At 37.9% G+C, this 22,032-nt stretch carries 19 protein-coding genes and 1 tRNA gene; 17 read left to right on the top strand and 3 right to left on the bottom strand.

Annotated features, from left to right (window positions below; translation table 11 throughout):
• From JO178_RS17600 to rplL, 15 genes are all read left to right on the top strand, one after another.
• A complete protein-coding gene (locus JO178_RS17600) occupies positions 1-1,083 on the top strand; it encodes an efflux RND transporter periplasmic adaptor subunit (RefSeq protein ID WP_291938609.1) in 1,083 nt (360 codons plus the stop codon).
• A 59-nt stretch (positions 1,084-1,142) separates the two neighbouring features.
• Positions 1,143-4,238, top strand: a complete 3,096-nt coding sequence (locus JO178_RS17595; protein ID WP_291938607.1) for a CusA/CzcA family heavy metal efflux RND transporter — start codon at positions 1,143-1,145, stop codon at positions 4,236-4,238.
• Between the two features lie 238 nt (positions 4,239-4,476).
• Positions 4,477-5,037 (top strand): hypothetical protein, encoded by a 561-nt coding sequence (locus tag JO178_RS17590; protein ID WP_291938605.1) that lies wholly within the window; start codon positions 4,477-4,479, stop codon positions 5,035-5,037.
• 14 nt (positions 5,038-5,051) lie between these two features.
• Entirely contained in the window at positions 5,052-6,143 is a 1,092-nt protein-coding gene (locus JO178_RS17585) for a hypothetical protein (RefSeq protein WP_291938603.1), read from the top strand.
• A gap of 279 nt (positions 6,144-6,422) precedes the next feature.
• Positions 6,423-7,628 (top strand): elongation factor Tu, encoded by a 1,206-nt coding sequence (gene tuf, locus JO178_RS17580; protein WP_291938601.1) that lies wholly within the window; start codon positions 6,423-6,425, stop codon positions 7,626-7,628.
• Between the two features lie 56 nt (positions 7,629-7,684).
• Positions 7,685-7,755, top strand: a tRNA-Trp gene (locus tag JO178_RS17575).
• Between the two features lie 12 nt (positions 7,756-7,767).
• Entirely contained in the window at positions 7,768-7,974 is a 207-nt protein-coding gene (gene secE, locus JO178_RS17570; protein ID WP_002976410.1) for a preprotein translocase subunit SecE, read from the top strand.
• A gap of 19 nt (positions 7,975-7,993) precedes the next feature.
• Positions 7,994-8,536, top strand: a complete 543-nt coding sequence (nusG, locus tag JO178_RS17565; protein WP_002976412.1) for a transcription termination/antitermination protein NusG — start codon at positions 7,994-7,996, stop codon at positions 8,534-8,536.
• 412 nt (positions 8,537-8,948) lie between these two features.
• Entirely contained in the window at positions 8,949-9,569 is a 621-nt protein-coding gene (locus JO178_RS17560; protein WP_291938599.1) for a hypothetical protein, read from the top strand.
• Between the two features lie 14 nt (positions 9,570-9,583).
• Positions 9,584-10,231, top strand: a complete 648-nt coding sequence (locus JO178_RS17555; RefSeq protein WP_291938597.1) for a hypothetical protein — start codon at positions 9,584-9,586, stop codon at positions 10,229-10,231.
• A gap of 7 nt (positions 10,232-10,238) precedes the next feature.
• On the top strand, positions 10,239-10,907 hold the full coding sequence (locus JO178_RS17550; protein WP_291938595.1) for a hypothetical protein: 669 nt from the start codon (positions 10,239-10,241) through the stop codon (positions 10,905-10,907).
• 295 nt (positions 10,908-11,202) lie between these two features.
• Positions 11,203-11,649 (top strand): 50S ribosomal protein L11, encoded by a 447-nt coding sequence (rplK, locus tag JO178_RS17545; protein WP_291938593.1) that lies wholly within the window; start codon positions 11,203-11,205, stop codon positions 11,647-11,649.
• A gap of 11 nt (positions 11,650-11,660) precedes the next feature.
• Positions 11,661-12,353: a 50S ribosomal protein L1 gene (gene rplA, locus JO178_RS17540; protein WP_291938592.1), complete on the top strand. Its 693-nt coding sequence runs from the start codon at positions 11,661-11,663 to the stop codon at positions 12,351-12,353.
• A 17-nt stretch (positions 12,354-12,370) separates the two neighbouring features.
• Complete coding sequence (rplJ, locus tag JO178_RS17535) at positions 12,371-12,964, top strand: 50S ribosomal protein L10 (RefSeq protein ID WP_291938591.1); 594 nt, start codon at positions 12,371-12,373, stop codon at positions 12,962-12,964.
• A gap of 46 nt (positions 12,965-13,010) precedes the next feature.
• Positions 13,011-13,379: a 50S ribosomal protein L7/L12 gene (gene rplL, locus JO178_RS17530; protein WP_076781873.1), complete on the top strand. Its 369-nt coding sequence runs from the start codon at positions 13,011-13,013 to the stop codon at positions 13,377-13,379.
• Between the two features lie 83 nt (positions 13,380-13,462).
• On the opposite strand, the gene JO178_RS17525 is transcribed toward rplL, so the two are convergent.
• The 3 genes from JO178_RS17525 to JO178_RS17515 all read right to left on the bottom strand — a co-directional run bounded on the left by JO178_RS17525 (position 13,463) and on the right by JO178_RS17515 (position 19,105).
• Entirely contained in the window at positions 13,463-14,263 is an 801-nt protein-coding gene (locus JO178_RS17525) for a tyrosine-protein phosphatase (protein ID WP_291938589.1), read from the bottom strand.
• 104 nt (positions 14,264-14,367) lie between these two features.
• Positions 14,368-15,999 carry a SusD/RagB family nutrient-binding outer membrane lipoprotein gene (locus JO178_RS17520; RefSeq protein WP_291938587.1) on the bottom strand — a complete coding sequence of 544 codons (1,632 nt, stop codon included), beginning with the start codon at positions 15,997-15,999 and terminating at the stop codon, positions 14,368-14,370.
• A gap of 10 nt (positions 16,000-16,009) precedes the next feature.
• Positions 16,010-19,105: a SusC/RagA family TonB-linked outer membrane protein gene (locus JO178_RS17515; protein ID WP_291938585.1), complete on the bottom strand. Its 3,096-nt coding sequence runs from the start codon at positions 19,103-19,105 to the stop codon at positions 16,010-16,012.
• A gap of 546 nt (positions 19,106-19,651) precedes the next feature.
• Here JO178_RS17515 and JO178_RS17510 point away from each other — a divergent pair.
• Both JO178_RS17510 and JO178_RS17505 read left to right on the top strand, forming a co-directional pair.
• Positions 19,652-20,800 carry a hypothetical protein gene (locus tag JO178_RS17510; protein ID WP_291938584.1) on the top strand — a complete coding sequence of 383 codons (1,149 nt, stop codon included), beginning with the start codon at positions 19,652-19,654 and terminating at the stop codon, positions 20,798-20,800.
• Positions 20,801-20,881: 81 nt separating this feature from the next.
• Complete coding sequence (locus JO178_RS17505) at positions 20,882-22,024, top strand: hypothetical protein (protein WP_291938583.1); 1,143 nt, start codon at positions 20,882-20,884, stop codon at positions 22,022-22,024.
• The last annotated feature ends 8 nt before the right edge of the window (positions 22,025-22,032 follow it).

The raw sequence follows: 22,032 nt of genomic DNA, 5'->3' as shown, positions 1-22,032 counted from the left end.
ATGAAAAAATATATTATCCCCGTATTGATGGCCTTATCATTAGTGGCCTGTTCTAAAAAAGAAGAGAAGAAAACGGACACTAAAAAAGGCTTTGAGCTGAGTAATACCATGCTGAGTTCTATTTCACTGGCGAAAGTTGAAAAAAAGAATGTGGAAGATGTGTATAGTTTCTATGGGAAGATTTCAGCTGATAAAAACAGCTATATAGATGTATATCCACTGGTAGGAGGAAACGTAATGAGTGTCAATGTAGAGTTGGGAGATTATGTGAAAAAAGGACAGGTAATGGCTACCATTAGAAGTACTGAGCTTGCAGAAATTCAAAAAGATGTAAGTGATGCTAAAACAGATTTAGTAGTGGCTAAAAATGCTTTACGTGTAGCCAAAGAGATGTATGAAGGAAAACTTAACACGGAAAGGGACGTGCTGGAAGCTAAAAGCCAGTTGCAAAAGGCAGAAGATCAATTACAGAGAGCTACTGCAATAAGTACGGTCTATAATGTGCAAAAAGGAAATATTTATAGTGTCGTAGCTCCGATCAGCGGTTATATTGTTCAGAAAAATATTAATAAAGATATGCAGCTGAGAAGTGACCGAAGTGATAATATTTTCGATGTTGCGAATACAAGTAATGTATGGGCGATAATGAACGTTAATGAATCTGATATAGATAAAATCAGTCTTGGAATGAAAGCTCAGGTTTCAACGCTCTCTTATCCGGATAAAGTTTTTGACGGAAAAATTGATAAAATATTTAAAATTATTGACCCGCAGACCAATGCTATGCAGGCCAGAGTGGTACTAAGCAATGCAAACGGACTGCTGATTCCTGAAAGTAAAGCCACGATAAAAGTTTCTAATCTGGAAAATAATTCAATGTTGACAGTGCCGTCCAAAGCCATCATTTTTGATAACAATAAAAGTTTTGTCGTTGTATTTAAGACCAAAACGAATATTAAAGTAAAAGAAATAAAAGTGGTCAAACAAGTTGGAGATATAACCTATATATCTGAAGGACTTTCTGAAGGTGAAGATATTGTGACGAATAATCAGCTTCTTATTTATAGAACCTTAAATAGCTAAAAACAACAGGATTTCGTGTTTTCAGCTTTTATATTCAACCTTAATTTTAAGACGATGTCATGAATAAATTCATTAGAAATATTATTGCTTTTACATTAAAGAATAAAACCTTTACTTTTTTTATGGTCGGTATACTGGTTATAGGAGGCTACTTCTCTTATCAGTCAATGGCCATAGATGCTTTTCCGGACGTTACCAATACTCAGATTACCATTATTTCTCAATGGCCGGGAAGGAGTGCAGAGGAAGTAGAACGTTTAGTAACTACTCCTATTGAAATAGCAATGCAGCCGCTCCAGAAAAAATTAAATGTAAGAAGTCAGACCATGTTTGGGCTCTCCGTAGTTAAAATCATTTTTGATGACGATGTAGAGGATGCCTTTGCGCGGAATCAGGTGAACAACCTCCTGCGCTCTGTGAATCTGCCGGATGGGGTAGATCCTGAAGTACAGCCGCCTTACGGGCCTACGGGAGAAATTTACAGATATATTATAACAAGTAAGGATAAGAGTTCCAGAGATCTTCAGACTCTTCAGAACTGGGTCATTGACAGAAACCTAAGAGGAGTGGCAGGAGTAGCCGATATTAATACTTTCGGAGGGGAAACAAAGACTTATAATATCAATCTGGATCCGCGTGCGCTGGAAAAATACAAACTGACATCGGCCCAGGTATATACTTCTATCAATGGGAGTAATGTGAATGTCGGCGGAGATATTATTGAAAAAAATAATCAGGCTTTTGTGGTACGGGGAGTAGGATTGTTAAAGTCTGTTTCAGATATTGAGAATATCATTATTACCACTGTGAATGGTAACCCGGTATTAGTAAAGAATGTTGCGGATGTAAGTCTCGGGTCTTTACCACGTTTCGGACAGGCAGGATTTGATGATGTAAACAATGATGTCGTAGTGGGTATTGTTGTAATGCGTAAAGGAGAAAATCCTTCCGAAGTGCTGAAACGACTTAAGGATAAAGTGAATGAACTGAATGAGAAAATCCTGCCTAAAGGAGTTAAGATACAAACGATCTATGACAGACAGAACCTGATTGATTATTGTACACATACCATTTCGCATAACCTTGTAGAAGGAATTGTTTTGGTAACGGTCATGGTTATTATTTTTATGGCCAATTGGAGAACCACGGTCATCGTATCTATTATTATTCCGCTGTCATTATTATTTGCCTTCTTATGTCTGAAATTAAAAGGCCTGGAAGCCAATCTCCTTTCATTAGGAGCGATAGATTTCGGGATTATCATTGACGGGGCGGTCGTCATGGTGGAAGGTATTTTTGTAATGCTGGATCACAGGGCCAGTAAAATGGGAATGGAGCGTTTTAATAAAGCGGCAAAGGGAGGCTGGATAAAGACAACCGCTTCTGAAATGGGGAAAAGTATATTTTTTGCTCAGCTAATTATTATTACGGCGTTACTGCCTATCTTTTCTTTTCAGAAAGTTGAAGGTAAAATGTTTTCACCCTTAGCGTTTACTTTTGGTTTTGCCTTATTAGGATCACTGATCTTTACCCTGACTTTGGTTCCTGTACTTTGCCACTTGCTATTAAAAAAGAATATTGCAGAAAAAAGAAACCCTTTTGTAGAGTTTTGGAACAACTCGGTACAAAAAGCATTCAAATTTACATTTGCAAATAAAAAACTAACCGTACTTGTAAGTACTGTTGTGCTTGTTATTACTTTGGTTTCATTTAAATTTATGGGAACAGAGTTTTTACCACAACTCAATGAAGGATCTCTTTGGGTGACTGCAAATTTACCAATGAGTAGTTCACAGGAGTATAGTGTGAAAATGGCGGAAACCCTGACAAAAGATATACGCTCCTTCCCTGAAGTACGGCACGTAATATACCTCGAAGGGAGAACGAATGACGGAACTGACCCGAACGGATTCAATTTCCTCCAATTCCAGGTAGATCTTAAACCTAAAGAAGAATGGACCAGAAGTATGGATGATATTATTGCAGCTATTGACACCAAGCTGAAAACCCATCAGGGAATTCTTTACAATTATGCACAGCCTATATCCGATAACGTAGCGGAAGCCGCTGCAGGGATAAAAGCAAATAATGCCATTAAGATTTATGGTCCCGACTTACTTAAATTAAGTGATCTGGCTAATCAGGTTTTTCCGGTAATAAAAAATGTAAGAGGAATAAAAGATGCCGGGATCATCGAGAATATCGGGCAACCGGAAGTGAACGTTATTTTAGACAGAAACAAAATGGCAGCCTACGGAGTGCAGGAATCAGATGCGCAATCGGCACTTCAAATGGCAATAGGAGGGGCATCTGCAACACAATTATATGAAGGAGAAATGAGATTTGATGTCAGAGTCCGTTATGGTCAGGATTTCAGAAAAGATATGGATGATATCGGAAATCTGATGATTCCAACTGTAGACGGAAGCTCTAAAGTTCCATTAAGACAGATTGCTGATATCGGTATGAAGACGGGAGCCGCATTTGTTTACCGGGATGAAATGAAACGATATATCGGAATCAAATTTTCTGTAAGAGACAGGGATTTAGGAAGTACTATTGCGGAAGCCCAGAAAAAAGTCAACGAAAAATTAGACTTACCGGAAGGATACTCTACGGTATGGACCGGAGAATTCGAAAATCAGCAGAGAGCCACAAAACGGTTATCACAAGTAGTGCCTATCAGTATTACGGCTATATTCATATTATTGTTTATCATGTTTGGAACCATCAAAGATTCTTTATTGGTTCTGGCCAACGTACCTTTTGCATTAATTGGAGGAATATTAGCTTTGTTTGCAACGAATATGAACTTTGGAATATCAGCAGGAGTAGGATTTATTGCTTTATTTGGTATATGTATCCAAAATGGCGTGATTTTGAATTCGGAATTCCATAAAAACCTGAAAACGGGAATGCCGTTAATAGATTCTCTTAAAAATGGAGTACATGCAAGGACCAGACCGGTAATTATGACAGCGTTAATTGCTATTATCGGGTTATTCCCGGCTGCTATTTCAACAGGGATAGGATCTGAATCCCAGAAACCTTTGGCAATTGTAATTATAGGCGGGCTTATTACCTCTACTATTATTACCCTTATTGTATCACCAATATTTTTCTGGTTCTTTAACAAAGGCAAAAAATTATCATAAACTTAATCTTGTACATACTTCGCCTCAGATTTTTCTGAGGCGAAGTTTTTTAGCTTCTTTCAGACGATTTTGAAGAAAATAATTAAATTGATACTTTATCGTTTAATGATCAACAAATGCTGAAAGTAAAAGCAATGCCCATCCCGCAGCCTCTAAAAATATTTACAGAACACTTGCTTTGTTTTTTAAGCATAGACTTAATGTCTTCAGTCTATTTGATAATTTAAAAAAGCACAATATGAAACGTTATAAGAAAATGGTACTGTCCATATTTGGTTTCTTAATAGTCTTGCTTCCGTTGCAGCTGATTTTTAAGATCAATATGGAAGAAACATATCCTTCATTTAATCTTCCGGGATTTGCATCATATCCTATAAGGGACGGAAAGTATATTCAGTTTACAAAAACCATTTCCCGCGTTTTTTTTAAAGACGGATCAGATAGTATTCTGTTAAAAAATGATTATCTGGGTGACAGAATTCCCAGAACCATACAGATTACACTCATGCAAAACCTGCTTTTCCCCAAAAAATATCCGGTTTTAGACAGCAGAATACAGGCTCTGCCCTCTTATAAAAAGGAACTTTATCTGTTAAAAAAATCAATCCTGAACAGGAATATCAAAAAAGTGGATATCAATAAAAGCAAAAAATTTATTGTAGGAAAACTGAGAGAAAGGTTTCCCGGCAAAGAAGTTCGCGGTATTTTAGTCATTAATGAATCAAGAGATTTCGATATCAGTACAAGAAAGATGAGTGATAAGGCAACTCAGGATACCGTAATGCGTTTTCAGTTTTAAAATTGATCCGAGTGATGAACAAATTAACCGAACTTCCCTTCGCCAGTTACCATCCAGGTGACGAATTTCTGGCATTTTATAGAATTTTTTTCTCTGCATTCCTGTTGTGGATAGGAATTTCAGATAACAGTTGGATACATTCTATCCCAAACACGGCCATGCAGCCGCCGATCAGTGTTCTGTCTTTTACAGAGGCAATTCCTTCCCGGGCCTTCTTTGTAATCTGTCAGTATCTCATGTATCTGTGTTTATTACTTATCCTGACCGGCTACAGGCCGCGGATATTTGCAATATTGTATATGGTTCTCTATATAGTGACCAGTAATTATGCCTATTCCTTTGGAAAAGTAAATCATGATTTTATCTATACCCTGCCTATTTTAATAATAGCATTTACACCCTGGAATAAGACTTTCAGTTTCTTCCCCGAACCTGAAAAAGAAACGGACGAATCTGCGAGATCCTGGCCTCTGTTTATGATCAGTATGATCGTCAGTTTTGGAATGTTTACAGCAGGGATATCAAAAATCTTAGGCGGGTGGCTGAGTGCGGATACGCAGTATACGCAGATATTTTTCAGTCAGTACAGATATATTATTGGCTGGAACGGTCTGTTGTCAGATTTTTATGATCAGATCAGTTCGAAAGTATTCTGGGAAATTCTGGATGATCTTACCGTTATTTTCGAAACCTCTTTTATCGTTGCTTTTTTCTATCCGAAGTTTTTCAGGCTGATGCTTTTACTGCTTGTTTTTTTTCATCTCAATGTATTGTTGATGCTGAATATCTCATTTATGTACTCAATAGGGTTGTACGTTCTTTTTATTCCGGCTTATTTACTTCCGTCCGGTTTGAAAAAAAAGGTGAAAAATATATTGACTTATATATTTCGTCCTGAACACAGGGGATTTGCTCTTGTATCGGTGATGTTGTATCTGCTGGTTTTAGTTTTTTTTCATATTAACATAATTGGATTTATTGTGAATGAACTCTTCTCCCTGGTGGCCTTTAATCAGTATTCCACTTCTTTGATTATGCTGGGCGGCGCTTTTTTATTTGCTTTATATTTACTGATGAGATCATTCAGGAAAGCAGAAATGAGATAGAGAAAAAGGGAAGATGTAATAAAATAAATAGGAATTATAACCCCGGTAATTTATTCTTTTATTCTGTATTTCAGGCTTTTTCATAAAAGGTTTCAGAAAGTTTTTCTCAATCGGGAAAAATTTGTAAATTTGCAGTCTCAATACATTGAAATATAAGGTTTGTACTTCACTGGATTTGAATATTGAAACTTTTTTTCAATAAAAAGGTTTTGGTATTTAAAAATTCATTATATTTGCACACCGAAAATTTGAAAAACAATAAATAAATAATTTTAAATCATGGCAAAGGAAACGTTTAATCGTAACAAACCACACTTGAACATTGGTACTATTGGTCACGTTGACCATGGTAAAACAACTCTTACAGCTGCTATTTCTGCTGTATTAGCTAGCAAAGGTCTTGCTGAGAAAAAAGACTTCTCTGCGATTGACTCTGCTCCAGAAGAAAAAGAAAGAGGGATCACTATCAATACTGCTCACATCGAGTATGAAACTGTAAAAAGACACTATGCTCACGTTGACTGTCCAGGTCACGCCGATTATGTTAAAAACATGGTAACTGGTGCTGCTCAGATGGATGGAGCTATCGTAGTATGTGCTGCAACTGATGGTCCAATGCCTCAAACTAGAGAACATATCCTACTTTGCCGTCAGGTAAACGTACCTAAGATTGTTGTTTTCATGAACAAAGTTGACATGGTGGATGATCCAGAATTGTTAGAACTTGTTGAAATGGAACTTAGAGATCTATTAGCTACTTATGACTTTGATGGAGATAACTCTCCAGTAATCCAAGGTTCAGCTCTTGGAGCACTTACTGCAGCTACTAACGGTGACTCAGAAGATAAGTGGTTCAAAACTGTTGAAGCATTAATGGATGCAGTTGATGAGTGGATCGACGAGCCGGTAAGAGATACTGAGAAGCCATTCTTGATGCCAATTGAAGACGTATTCTCTATTACAGGTAGAGGTACTGTAGCAACTGGTAGAATCGAGGCTGGTGTTATCAACACTGGTGATCCAGTTGATATCGTTGGTATGGGTGAAGAAAAATTAACTTCTACAATTACAGGAGTTGAGATGTTCAGAAAAATCCTAGACAGAGGTGAAGCTGGTGATAACGTAGGTCTATTGTTGAGAGGTATTGAAAAAACTGACATCAAGAGAGGTATGGTTATCGCTAAGAAAGATTCTGTGAAGCCACACAAAAAATTCAAAGCATCTGTTTATATCCTTTCTAAAGAAGAAGGTGGACGTCACACTCCATTCCACAACAAATACCGTCCTCAGTTCTACGTAAGAACTACTGACGTTACAGGTGAGATCTTCTTACCAGAAGGTGTAGAAATGGTAATGCCTGGTGATAACTTAGAGATCACTGTGGAATTGTTACAACCAATCGCTCTTAACGAGGGTCTTAGATTCGCGATCAGAGAAGGAGGTAGAACAGTTGGTTCAGGTCAGGTTACTGAAATCTTAGATTAATATCTTAAAATATAAAAAGCTTCCGTAAGGAACTTCTTTACGGAGCTTTTTAATCTACGGGCATCGTCCAATGGTAGGATACCGGTCTCCAAAACCGTTGATCAGGGTTCGAATCCTTGTGCCCGTGCAAATATAAATTATGAGTTCATTTGTCGATTTTTTAAAAGGTTCTTATAACGAATTCAGACATAAAGTTGAATGGCCAAAATGGGCTGACCTTCAGTCTTCTACAATTGTAGTGACTATTGCGACAGTAATTCTGGCATTGTTTACCTTTGGAGTTGATGAATTGTTTTCAAAAGCAATCAGCAACATCATAGGAATGCTAATCAACTTGTTCAATTAATTAAAAGTGTTTTCCCATAATGAGCGAATTGAAATGGTATGTGCTGAAAGCAATCAGCGGACAGGAAAATAAAGTGAAAAACTATATTGAGACAGAAATCAAACGTCTAGGGTTTGAGCAGTACGTTACTCAAGTGGTTATTCCTATGGAAAAGGTTATTCAGATTAGAAACGGTAAAAAAGTTCCTAAAGAGAGACCTTACTACCCTGGATACTTAATGATCGAAGCTGATCTGATGGGAGAAATTCCTCACGTTATTAAAAACATTCCGGGAGTTATATCTTTCTTAAGTTTAACAAAAGGAGGAGATCCTGTTCCCATGAGAAAGTCTGAAGTGAACAGAATGCTTGGAAGAATGGATGAACTTTCAGAATTTGCAAGTGACGTTGAAATTCCATACGTAGTAGGTGAAAACGTTAAAGTAATTGACGGACCTTTCAATGGATTTAATGGTACTGTTGAAAAAATTCTTGAAGACAAAAAGAAAATTGAAGTTTCTGTGTTGATCTTCGGTAGAAAAACTCCAATGGAGCTAAGCTACATGCAAGTAGAAAAAGTATAATTATTACTTATATAAAATATAAAAGACTGCTATATATAGCGGTCTTTTTTTATTTGTATTCACTTTTGCTGATCTTAATTTTTTAAGTTTATTTAAGTTTACTATTGATAATGATTGCATTACTTTATTATATGATGGCATAGAAATGCTTGTGTATAACTGATTAACATTAATTAAAATGTCACTTTTCTGAGATAATAACAATCAGAAAACATACTTATATAGATTCTTATTCAGTAATATCCGGCGCGTGGCATGTTTATTGTAAACAATCAGGTAACTAATCCATAACACTTTATATTTTCTTATTTGATACACTGTAGAACAGGGTATGAAGATTTCGTGTCTCTAAGAATAAAGTCTGGATATAACACAGATGAGAAAGATACTTTCAAAATAAACACATAACCCAATGATTAAAATTATTTCGACACTCATTTTAATGGGTGCTGCGGTATTTTCATATGCGCAGGTTGGTATAAATACGCCAACACCAGAAAAGGAATTAACGGTTAACGGAACCATGAAAACAAAAGGTATTGTTTTCAAAAAGCCGATGGAGAAACTGGGAGCCAGTGAGAATTATACCTTTATTATTAAATCTCCGGCTCCTGAGAATAAAATTACAGCGTATAATGATACGTTTGTTCCTAACTCTCCGGCTCCAATCAATATCGTCCAGTTTAAGATTACCTGTGATCCTTCGGATAAAGACTGGGTGAACCAGTTTGATACCAAAATTAATTCTAATAAGTTTCTTGTGGTCATCTCTTCTTTTGGATTTACCCAACCCATCCGGACCTATTCTGCCGACTGGCTGACGCCGGTACCACAGATTTTTGCGTATTCCTCGGGAGGAACGTGGAAACTGAAAGCCGACTATCAGGGGTTTTCTCCTGATTCAGCATTGCCTACAGGGGTATGGACGCTTAATCTTCTGGTATATGATCGGTCTTATGCCAAAGAAGTCAACTCTACACAGGATTTAAAGTCCGGAACTACAGGTGCGGCGGCAACTCCTTTAATTCAATAAAAAAACAAATGCATATGAAAAAAATAATCACCATACTTTTTGTAGCCTTTGCCGCTTTAGGCAGTAAAGCTCAGGTTGGAATTAATACGGCAACTCCCAAAGGAACTCTGGATGTGGAAGGAGAAACACTGGTTGAATCTTATCTGGTGGATACGGAAAATGTAGCTGCCAGAGGAAATTATCTTCTGATTACCCGTTCAAAAGATTCATCACCGGTAGGTAAAGTAAAATTATTAGACATTTCACTCCGTAATGTAGCTCCTGTCAATATGTACAATGTCGTGCTGAAAAATGTAAAAGAAGATGAAGTAGTGAATCTGAATACAGGACTGGATGCGGATAAATATGTGGTAGCTATTACAGGCGCTGTTTTTACAGTTGCAGTATCAGCAGCCAATACATCTACTAATCCTAAATCTTACGGAGCTTATTCTACAGAAGTAACCAAAATATCAAGCGGAGGTAAAAATTATCACGCTGTTAATTTAAGTTTTAAAGGGGCGGGTACTACTTCTGCACAAAACGGGACCTGGACATTAACTTTAAACGTTTTCGAAAAATCTTTGGTTAAAGACTGGGGTACTTTCAACGGTTCTGTCTCTGCTTCAGCATCGCCTGCTTATTCGGGAGTTTCAACTAATACGCCATTAGGGCTTCAATAAAAACAATATGAGAAGAAAAATTTATAGTACAATAATCTTATGTCTGGGTATATTTTTGAATGCTCAGCAGGGTAAAGTAGGAATCCAGACGGATAAACCTACGGAGACCCTTGATGTAAACGGGAAATCTTATACCAATTCTTTATATCTTAGAAATCCCGGTGAACCTACTATGACAGGAGGTAGTTTTTTGGCAACTTCAGAAAATGCACTTCAGCTGTATGATCCTAATCTGGAAAGCAGCGGATTATTTAATTATCTGAAACTTAGTCTTACGGGAGTATCAGGATTAGGAATAACGGATTATGACACAAAAATAGATGCCAACAACTTTTTAGTAGTCCTTCATAATTATTCTTTTAAACTGAATGATGGTTCTACAAATGTTATGCTGGATTATGGTGATAACGGGATTAATGATAACAAACAGGGATCACCGGATGTAACAGCTTTCAAAAGTAACGGAACATGGCATATAAAAGCAAAATTCTCAGATAGCAGAGTGATTGCCACTAATACCAATCCTCCTTCAAGAACCTATAATAATCTTACCATTGATCTTTACTTAATGGCATATAAAAGACTTATTACAAAACAGAACATCAGTGATGTTAATGCTGATTTAGGAGGAACGGACGGTTCTACACGAACTATCAGTAAACCCGCCGGTTTTTAAGGAGTATACCCTATAAAAAGAGGTCATTTAGAGAAAAATGCCCTCTTTGTTTTTTAATTCTCCTGTGTATTGCTTATAATTCTATCCTCACGCAAGTATCTGACAGAACAAACGAAAAGAGAATATTGAAAATAAAACTAAAACTTTTTAAAAATCAGCAATATCCGTTTGTAGTTTCAAAAATATTTTATACTTTTGCAATCCGAAAAGTAGGTTTATTGTTATGTGAGTGCATAACCTGCTGAATAATAAATGCTTCCAAACTCATTAATTATTCAAATTTAAAAAACAAACAATGGCTAAGAAAGTCTTTAAAATGGTAAAGCTTCAGGTGAAAGGTGGCGCAGCTAACCCTTCTCCACCAGTAGGTCCAGCTTTGGGTTCTGCAGGTGTGAACATCATGGAGTTTTGTAAGCAATTTAACGGAAGAACTCAGGACAAGCCAGGTCAAGTTTTACCTGTAGTAATTACAGTATACGAAGACAAATCTTTTGAATTCGTTATTAAAACTCCACCTGCAGCAATCCAGTTAATGGATGCGGCTAAGATCAAAGGAGGTTCCGGTGAACCAAACAGAAACAAAGTAGGTGCTGTAACTTGGGATCAAGTGAAGAAAATCGCTGAAGATAAAATGACAGACCTTAACTGCTTTACAATGGATTCTGCTGTTTCTATGGTTGCAGGTACTGCTAGATCTATGGGATTAAGAGTAACAGGAACTAAACCAACTTTTAACGCTTAAAACTTAAAGAAATGGCAAAATTAACTAAAAAGCAAAAGGAAGCTTTAAGCAAAGTAGAAAAAGGAAGAATCTATAATCTTGAAGAAGGTTCAGCTCTTGTAAAAGAAGTGAACACTACAAAATTTGATGCTTCTGTAGATATCGCTGTAAGATTAGGTGTAGACCCAAGAAAAGCAAACCAAATGGTAAGAGGTGTTGTATCTCTTCCTCACGGAACTGGTAAAGATGTTAAAGTATTAGCTCTTGTAACTCCAGATAAAGAAGCAGAAGCTAAAGCTGCTGGTGCTGACTATGTAGGTCTTGACGAATATTTACAAAAAATTAAAGACGGTTGGACTGATGTTGACGTTATCGTTACTATGCCAGCTGTTATGGGTAAATTAGGTCCATTAGGTAGAGTATTAGGTCCAAGAGGTTTAATGCCAAACCCTAAATCAGGAACTGTAACAATGGAAATTGGTAAAGCAGTAACTGAAGTAAAAGCAGGTAAAATTGATTTCAAAGTAGATAAGTATGGTATCATCCATGCTGGTATCGGTAAAGTATCTTTCGATGCTGCTAAGATCAAAGAAAATGCTCAGGAATTAATCCAGACATTGATCAAAATGAAGCCAACTGCTGCTAAAGGAACTTATGTGAAGTCTATCTATTTGTCTTCTACAATGAGCCCAGGTATTGCAATTGATACTAAATCTGTTAACTAATATTTAATCCTAAGACAATGACAAAAGACCAAAAAGTTGTAGCAATACAAGAGATCAAAGACTTGCTTCAGGATGCAAAAGTAGTATACGTAGCAGATCTAGATGGTTTGAACGCTGCTAAATCTTCAGACTTCAGAAGACAGGCTTTCAAACAAAACATTAAAGTAAAAGTGGTAAAAAATACACTTTTACAAAAAGCAATGGAGCAAATTGAAGGAGTAGACTACTCTGAAATGTTTGAAACTTTCAAAGGAAACTCTGCTTTAATGATTGCTGAGACCGCTAATGCTCCTGCAAAATTAATCAAAGATTTTAGAAAGAAAGATGAGAAGCCGGCTCTGAAGTCTGCTTTTGTACAGGAAACTTTCTATGTTGGTGACAACAACCTTGATACTTTAGTAAACATCAAGTCTAGAGAAGAAATGATCGGTGAAATCATCGGATTACTTCAGTCTCCAATTCAAAGAGTTGTTTCTGCTCTTCAAAACAAATCTGAAACTGTAGAAGCTCAAGCTGAAGAAGCTGCTCCTGTAGTTGAAGAAACTCCTGCTGCTGAAGCTCCGGAAGCTCCTGCTGCAGAAAGCACTGACGAAACGCCAGCTGCTGAATAATTATACTCAAAAAATTAAATAAATAATCAACAAAAACATTACAACAATGTCAGATTTAAAAAATTTAGCTGAAACGCTAGTAAACCTAACTGTAAAAGACGTAAACGAATTAGCTGCTATCCTTAAGGATGAGTACGGAATTGAGCCAGCTGCTGCTGCTGTAGTAGTTGCTGCAGGTGGTGCAGGTGAAGCTGCTGAAGAAAAGACTGAATTCGACGTAATTCTTAAGTCTGCAGGTGCTTCTAAATTAGCTATCGTTAAATTAGTAAAAGATTTAACTGGTGCTGGTCTTAAAGAAGCTAAAGATATCGTAGACGGTGCTCCTGCTCCAATCAAGCAAGGTGTATCTAAAGACGAAGCTGAAGCTCTTAAGAAGCAATTAGAAGAAGCTGGTGCTGAAGTAGAATTGAAATAATTCATCAGTAAAGCGATTTACTAAAAATAAAAAAATGCCATCTCATACCGAGATGGCATTTTGCTTTTTATAGAGCAGAGAAATTATTCTAAGAACTTTTTTCTTAAGATTTTTATTTGTTCAGGCCCTACCTGCATTTCTTTACGAAGGTAAGCCTCTACGGAACCATACTGACGGATGATCGCATTGGCTGTCGCTTCTAACCACTCCGCTTTAACCTGTTGCATAACTTTAGGCACAGCTTTCATACCATTTTTAGTAGGAATGGTAATGAGTTTATTGATTTCTCCCTGCCTGTAATAGTTGGAGGCCAGATAATCTTCCATGATTTTACTTTCAGGCACCCCCAACGCATATAATACCAGCGCAGTTGCTATTCCGGTTCTGTCTTTTCCGGCTGCACAATGATACAGGATAGGATCATCGGAGGTTAATAATTGCTGAAATACAGGTTGATATCTTTTTGTCATATTGGGAAGATCTGTATAAATGGCCATTACAAGTGAATCTATTTTTTTCTCATTAGAAATGTCCAGCATTGTTTTTCCGAGATTTTCACTTCCTGCCGGTAAATTGGTCCAGTCTATGCTTTTAGGCAGATTATCCTTTGCAACAGCTATTTCAGAAGGTCCACGAAAATCAAAAACAGTTTTTATACCCAGTTGTTTTAACTTAATGGTGTCATGAGAGGTAAGTTTATTAAGGGCTGCTGATCTGTAGATTTTTCCCCATTTGACATTTTTGCCGTCCTTCGTTGTATAGCCTCCGATATCTCTGAAATTGATGGCTCCCTCCATAGGAACTTTTCTTTTAAGACTGTCATTTACCTGTGAATAAAATAATGCAGGAAGTAATAAAAGCAGTATATACAGTATATTTTTCATAATGGATACTTTTTTACAGTGAGTAGAATGGTTTTAATTCGAATAAAATTTTAATTTGTTTTGGCTAAAAAAGAACCAAATTGCCACTATGGTTCTTTAAACGGCTATTTCAGAAGCCACATGAATTGGGTAATGTCATCGGCTCCTCCGTATTGAGTTTGTATTGCATTCTGATAGTTGGAAGAGTTATAGGTGATCTCTCCCTGAGGATACATCCATCGGTAAGGCAACATATTATTAGGTGTCCCGATTCCTACACCTCCTTGCTGGAATGCAGGATATCCGGTTCTTCTCCAGTTGTAGAAAGCTTCGAATCCCGAATTACAAAATAAGGATACGTATTTCTGGGTAAGAATTTGTTTTAAACCATCAGTTGTATTTCCTGCATAAGCTACCTTAGAAAGAAATGTATTGGTATCGATGGTGACATTTCCCAGTGTACCTCCGAGTCGGTCTCCAACGCTAAAAGAACCTCCGTTAGAAAGGCCATAGAAAGTTAAAGAAGCGTTAATTCCTTTCAGGTACCAGTTCTCGGCATCTCCTGTTGCCCAGCCACGGTTAATAGCTTCAGCAATATTGAAACACATTTCAGGATATCCGATTAATACATAAGGTTCTGCAGTGGAACCGTCTTGGGACGAAAAATACCTTTTGAAATTGATGTAAGAATACGCTCCTTTATCTGAAGTGGTATTACCTGCGGTGTCTGTTCCTGCAAATAATACAGATTGGGCGGTATTTGTACTGGCTCCCACATAAGCAGAAAAGCTGGAAATAGGAAGTCCTGCTACTTTATACTGAGCAGGTGCCGGAGTGGCAAATACAAATGTTCTTGGATCACTGGTAGAAGTCGTAATATCCAGAATAGTTTTCCCGATATTAGCTCCGTATGTATAAGATCTGCTGGTGTAGATAGGATAAGGGTTGTAGCTGGTATTGAATCTGTACATCATGTTGTCCGTATTGGATTCCATAATAGGATATTGGCCGGGATTATTGAGGATGGTGGAAAACTGTCCCTTGATATTCAGGTCCGGAGTATCATTAGTTCTTTTACTAAGACTTACCAATACTCTTAATGTGTAGCTGTTAATTACTTTCTGCCACTGAAAATAAGTCAGTCCAAATATATCTCCTGAAGAGTCTGCTACTGTATTTTTTAATGACGGATAAGTGTTGTTTATATTACCTAAAAGATTATTGGCATCAGTAAGCAATGTCAGTGAGTTTTTATAGACATCTTTTTGAGTGTCATATTTTGGGGTAAGATTAGAAGAATTTCCGGCTTCTGTCATAGGAATATCACCCACTCTTTGAGATAACCAAATGGAGGAATAAGCTTTAAAAAATTTAGATAAGGCGGTATAAAAATTAATTTTAGCGTTGTCTCCAAGTTTCTTGGCCTGCTCTTCCATTTTAATGGAATATAGATACACATCATACTCGTTATCCGAATTAGTCCAGCTGTAAGAATTAGTGCCCCAATAGTAGCTGTAGTTGCTCACAAAATACTGGTTGGTTTTATGTGCCTGCTGGAATGGCATTTCATCAGCTTTGATGAGCCCTGATGTAATATGATTTAAAATTAAAGACGGAGGAATAAGGGCATCTTCCGATCTTGAATTTGGGTTGCTTAATAAGCTGTCATCTCTGTTGCAGCTGTTTAGTGTAAATCCTGCACAAAGTACGATGACAACCTTATAGATCCATTTATTTTTCATTATTTTTTTTTTCATTGCATGTTGATTAGAATCCGATGTTGATATTAAAACCTATAGTTCTGGTAGAAGTACTCTGTAATCCTACATTTCCTTTTCCTCCGCCTGCTGACCGGTCTGAAGAATTGAATCCGGCAGCAAAAGAGTCCATATCCATGTCTTTTCTTTTAGCAAAATAGAGCAGGTTTCTTCCGACAATAGATAGGCTTAAAGATCTTAAGAAAGTTTTTTCAAGGAATTCCTTAGGGAAGGAATACGTAAGGCTTGCTTCTCTCAATTTCACAAAGGTTCTGTCTACCATAAAATATTCCGTAGTATTGTAAAGATTGGTAACATAACTTTGTACGGTAACAGGAGTGGTATTAGGAGCAAATGTCAGTTCATTCATATTAACAATCTGACCGTTGACAAACTTAGGCGTTCCTGAAGTAATAACGACTCCCTGTGCTATGTATGAGGGAGTTATAGTGCCGTTATCTCTTAAAGAAACCCATTCTTTGTATCTTGCATCACCGAAATCACCGGCGGCACTTTCATAAGCCGTACCACCATTCATAGCCTGTGCGTACATAAAGTCATAAATTTTTCCTCCCACACGGGCGTCCCACTGGAAGCTCAGTGACCAGTTTTTAAAAGATAAATTGTTGGTTATACTTAAAGAATAATCCGGATTTAAATTCCCGAGGAATCCGTTTTGACTATCTCCGCTGGGTGCCTGATAAGCAAGGCCTGCTGAAGTGTGAACAATATTTCCCTGATTATCCCTTACAAAAGTTCTCCCATAATAAGCATCCATACGATCACCCACTTTGTAATTGTGTCCGTTGAGCCATAATTCATTATAACCGTCAGCAATCTCTTTCAGGGTTTCACGATAGGTGCTCCAGTTTGCATTCAGGTTCCAGTTGAAGCCTTTACTGTTTTTAAAGATAGTCGCGTTTAAACTAACTTCAAATCCCTGATTAAGAGTGGTTATTCCATTGATGTTATGGTAGTTTTGCCCCACAGAAGGCGCATTGCCCAGGGCATAGATCTGAGGCCCGTTGATTGTTCTGAAATAAGTCGCATCGATACCCATTCTGTTTTTAAAGAATTTCATATCAATACCTGTTTCGTAAGAAATTCTTTTATACGGATTGAGGTTTTGATTGGCAATGGTTGTGGAATAATCTACAGAAGCAGTTCCGTTGTAATAACTGTTGTTGGAATAAGCATTCTGATTGGCATAAGTAGGGCCGTCATAAGAGGTGTAGAGTTCAGATCCATAATGAAGAAGTCCTGAATTTAACGAATTTCCTGTAATCCCCATATAAGCAGAACCTATGGTAGAGGAAGTAAGTGCACCCTTTACATCGGCAAACGAACCTCTTACTTTAAGGTAAGATATGGTATTTCCCAGCTTCAGATAATCAGTGATTACAGAGCTGATGGATGCCGAAGGGTAAAAGAATGTATTGTATCCTTTACGTAAAGTGGAAAGATTGTCAACCCTTCCTGTTGTATTGATATTAAAGTAATTTTTATACCCGAAATCTATAGAGTAATAGGCACTGTATACCTGCATTTGTGATTCCCATGAATAAGCAAGTCCCGGAGCCTTGGTATTGGAAAGTGAATATAACTTAGGGATGGCAAGCCCTTTGGTCGTCGCCCAGTCGGAATCATATTTGAATAATCTCATATTGGCACCTCCTAATGCTGAAACATTCCAGTTGCCCAATTGCTTGTTGAAATTAATCATGATATCCGTATTGTTTTCAAGAAGATTACGCTTGTCAACCCTGTAATCCCCGTACCATCCGAAAGTATACCATGGAACATAATCATTCAGGTTGGTGGATGGAGGTACTTTTTCTGTTCGGGTTTGATTCCAGGTTGTTATTTGTGATCTGGCACTGATGTTCAGCTCCTTATTAATAGTATAAGTGGCTTTCAGGTATCCGTAAATATCTGTTTTCTGGTGAGATCTCAGCCATTCATTTGCCATAAACCATGCACTGTTCAAACGCCCATATTCAGAAGAATACTGTACGAGATCCTGTACTCCCTGAGGCCCTTTATAAATATCTCTCAGATCGTTAATATCATAATCTGAAGATCCGTACACCTTGAACATATAAATGTAACTGTTGGGGCCATAGTTGACATCCGGAATATTGGGAGTATACTGAAGACTTAGATTAAGATTTCCGTCAAAACGTAGTTTATCATTGATTTTATATCCCAGATTAATATTGAAATTATCAGCATTCAGTTTGGTATTGGGAAACATTCCCTGTTGGAAAAGATGGCTGTATGATAATCTTGCATCGTAATTTTCTCCCGAAGATGCTATGGATATATTATTGGTATTGGTGATTCCGCCCTGTACAAAATTTTCAAAGTTTTTTATTCCTCTTGCCAGCCATGGTGTTTTTCCTCTGGTTTGCGTTACAGGATCCCACGGGCTGTCATATTGCTGGATAGGTTGTCCTTCAAACCGGGGGCCCCATTCAGGAAGTCTCTGTCCGTTGTCATACAAAACATTTCCGTAGCTGTATTTGAAACCTGTGCCTCTTCCATATTCATACTGACTTTCAGGTAAGGCAATAAAGCCGGTATCATACATCGTGGTACTGTTGAAATCTACACTCCATCCTTTTTTGTTTCTGGTTCCTTTTTTAGTCGTGATGATAATGGCTCCGTTAATTCCTCGAAATCCGTATAAGGCAGCTGCGTTAGGCCCTTTTAGGATTGAATAACTTTCAATATCGTCCGGGCTCAGGTTCCAGGTGTCTGAGTTAATGGGGATACCGTCTACTACAAACAGTAAATCTTTGCTTCCCCTTAATACGATCTCGGGACGGCCCAGCATTTCCGTATTAGCCCCGATGTTAAGTCCTGCGACTTTACCGGCAAGGGCATTCAGGGGATTAGCAGCACGCACTTTGTTGACAACATCTCCCTTTACTTCGGTAACATCATATCCAAGTTTTTTCACTTCTTTTCGGACTCCCATCGCTGTAATTACTACTTCCTTGATGTCTTCTCCTTTTACAGATGCAGAGTCTTTTTTTTGTGATTTCATAAAACCTCCCACAAAAAGTAAGCTTAATATAAGCACACTTGACGGATTTTTTTTCATCCTTTTTTTTGTGTAAATGTAGAAAGATGAGTGAAAGGTAGAGTTACAATATTATTAATGTTTTATTATGAGGTTTTTAAAAAATCCGCATTCTGTATATTATTTGTTTAATGAAGTTTTGATTTTGTTGTTTTGTTTTAACTTAAAATATACTATGATTTATTTTTTTATTAGAATTTTAAACTGTTGATTATTGTAAATACTGAAAATGTTTAACATTAATACATGTTAAAATACTTTTTATAAGCTGTTTTGAATTATGAGCCTATGATGACGAGTTCTATAGCAATTATAGAAAAAGTTTGATATCCTTCTGTTATTTTATTCTATAGTGTTTGCTGTTTAATATCGATAAGACAGTGGTACCTTTCCCCTAGATTTTTTAGGGCGGAAAATTATGGTTGAGTCTGCGTCATTTACCTTTTTGCCTGATCTCAGCCCCTGTTCTGAAGAATACAGATTCCGGAAGTATTCATTAAGATGTATTGATTCATACGAAAGGAATATCTATGAGGGAAAAGAATATAATTATACACCACCATATTCATGAAAAAATTATTTATTCTTAGTTTCTTGCCGCTTGGTTTAGCTATTTACGCTCAGGTAGGAATTAATACTATTGCTCCCAAAGCTACTTTAGATATCGCAGGAGCACCCGCAGATGCCACCAGACCGGATGGCCTTATAGCGCCCAGACTTACAGGAACCCAGCTGAGGGCTAAAAATTATACGACAGCCCAGGAAGGGGCAATAGTCTATGCGACAGCAGCAGATACCGTGCCGGCAGGCCAGACAATACATGTAACAGCATCAGGGTATTATTATTTTGATGGAAAAAGCTGGCAAAAAATAAGCGGTAAAGAATGGCATACTCAAGGGAATACAACCGGCGAAATTTCAACCCAGTCTGAAGTCTTAGGCAGTTCGCCGGTTTCTGCCAATTATCTGGGGACTATAGGAAATGCTGATCTTGTACTTATTAGTGCCAATAAGGTACATGCCGTTCTTAATACCGGCGGCGCATTGAACGGAGGAGGTGAAGATGCATCGTCATTTTCATGGGGAAGAGCAAACCAGATTAATAACCTCTCTAATAATATTGCATTGGGAAAGGGAAATAATGCTGATACCAATAATAAAAATAACCCAGCTATAGCCATAGGGTCTTCTAATAATGTGTCGCTTGGAGGCAAGGCTTTCGGAGTAGGGAATTCCGTCATGACTAATTTTACATCTTTTGCTTTTGGAGCCAAAAATACTGCTTTGGAATCAGTGTCTTACGGAATAGGATTCGGCAATGAAGTACGAACCAGAGGCTTCGCTTTTGGAACTAATAACAAAGTATATTATGGTTTTGCATTGGGCAGTACGAATGGGGTGACTGGTACTGTTAATCAATATGGAATAGCTCTTGGAAATCAGGGAAAATCAGGACCTAACCAGTCTGTATATGCCAACATCATTCATGCTTTTTTTAATGAACAAAATACGGGAAAAACTATGGTAGGAATTAATATGATCCCTACAGCTGATAATGCTACCGGCACCGCCCTGCAGATGAAAGGTGTTGACACCTCTTCCGGAGGAACCGTCAATACGTGTTCATCCGCCGAAGAAGGAGCCATCCGGTATAACCGCACCCTAAAGGTACATGAAGGATGCAGCAGTAACGGAGTCTGGAAAGCATTTTACTAAATAAAACAATTTTTGAAAAAGAAGGATCGTCTTTTTGAAGGTATTCATTCTTTTACTATAAACAACTTTAATATCATACCCATGAAAAAATTATTTATCCTCAGTTTCTTAACAACTAGTCTGGTCATTTATAGCCAGGTAGGAATTAATACAACTGCTCCTAAGGCTACCTTAGATATCACAGGGGCACCGGCAGATCCCACCAGAATGGATGGTCTTATAGCGCCCAGACTTACAGGAGCAGAACTGAGAGCTAAAAACTATACGGCGGCTCAGGAAGGGGCGATAGTCTATGCAACGGCAGCTGATACGGCACCGGCTGGCCAGACGATAAATGTTACGGTACCCGGGTACTATTATTTTGATGGAAAAAGCTGGCAAAAAATATCCGATAAAGAATGGCATACTCAGGGAAATGCGGCTGGCGAAATTTCAACCCAGGCGGAAGTATTAGCTGCTGCACCCGTTTCTGCCAATTATCTGGGGACCAAAGGCAATGTTGATCTTGTGCTTATAAGTAATAATAAAGTACATGCGGTTCTCAATACCGGCGGCGCACTGGCGGGTGGAGGTGAGGCCGCATCCACACTTTCGTGGGGAAGCTCCAACACGGTCAACAGCACTTCCAATAATATGGCATTGGGAAGAGGAAATACGGCTAATGCCTCGGAGGCTGATTATCCTGCTGTGGCCATAGGCTCTTCTAATATTGTATCAGGCGGAGGCATGGCTTTTGGGATACAAAATTCTGCTGCAGGTAAATATAATTTTGCCTTTGGTTTTGCTAATGAAACGGGAAATGCAGTGGCTGTAGCAATAGGACAGGGGAATAAAGCAAAGACCGGAGGCTTTACCTTTGGTTTAGGGAATACTGTAACACTAAACGGTTTTGCTTTTGGTAATGCTAATACAGTGACGGGTGATTATGGTATTGCTGTTGGAAATAAGGCGACAGCAGGCATCAGCCAGTCTGTCTATGCCAATGCTACCCATACTTTTTTTAATCAAGGAAATGCTCCCACCACTATGGTCGGAATTAATATGGTTCCTACCGCCGATAACAGAACCGGTACCGCCATTCAGATGAAAGGTGTGGACACCTCTTCCGGAGGAGCCGTTAATACGTGTTCATCTGCTGAAGAAGGAGCCATCCGGTATAATGCGACCCTAAAGGTGCATGAGGGATGTAACGGTGGCGGAATCTGGAAAGCATTTGGTAAGTAAAAAACCAA

Source organism: Chryseobacterium sp. (assembly GCF_019236175.1).
GTDB lineage: Bacteria > Bacteroidota > Bacteroidia > Flavobacteriales > Weeksellaceae > Chryseobacterium.
Note: the sequence above shows the minus strand (reverse complement) of the source record. Positions and strands in the feature narration are given on the sequence as shown.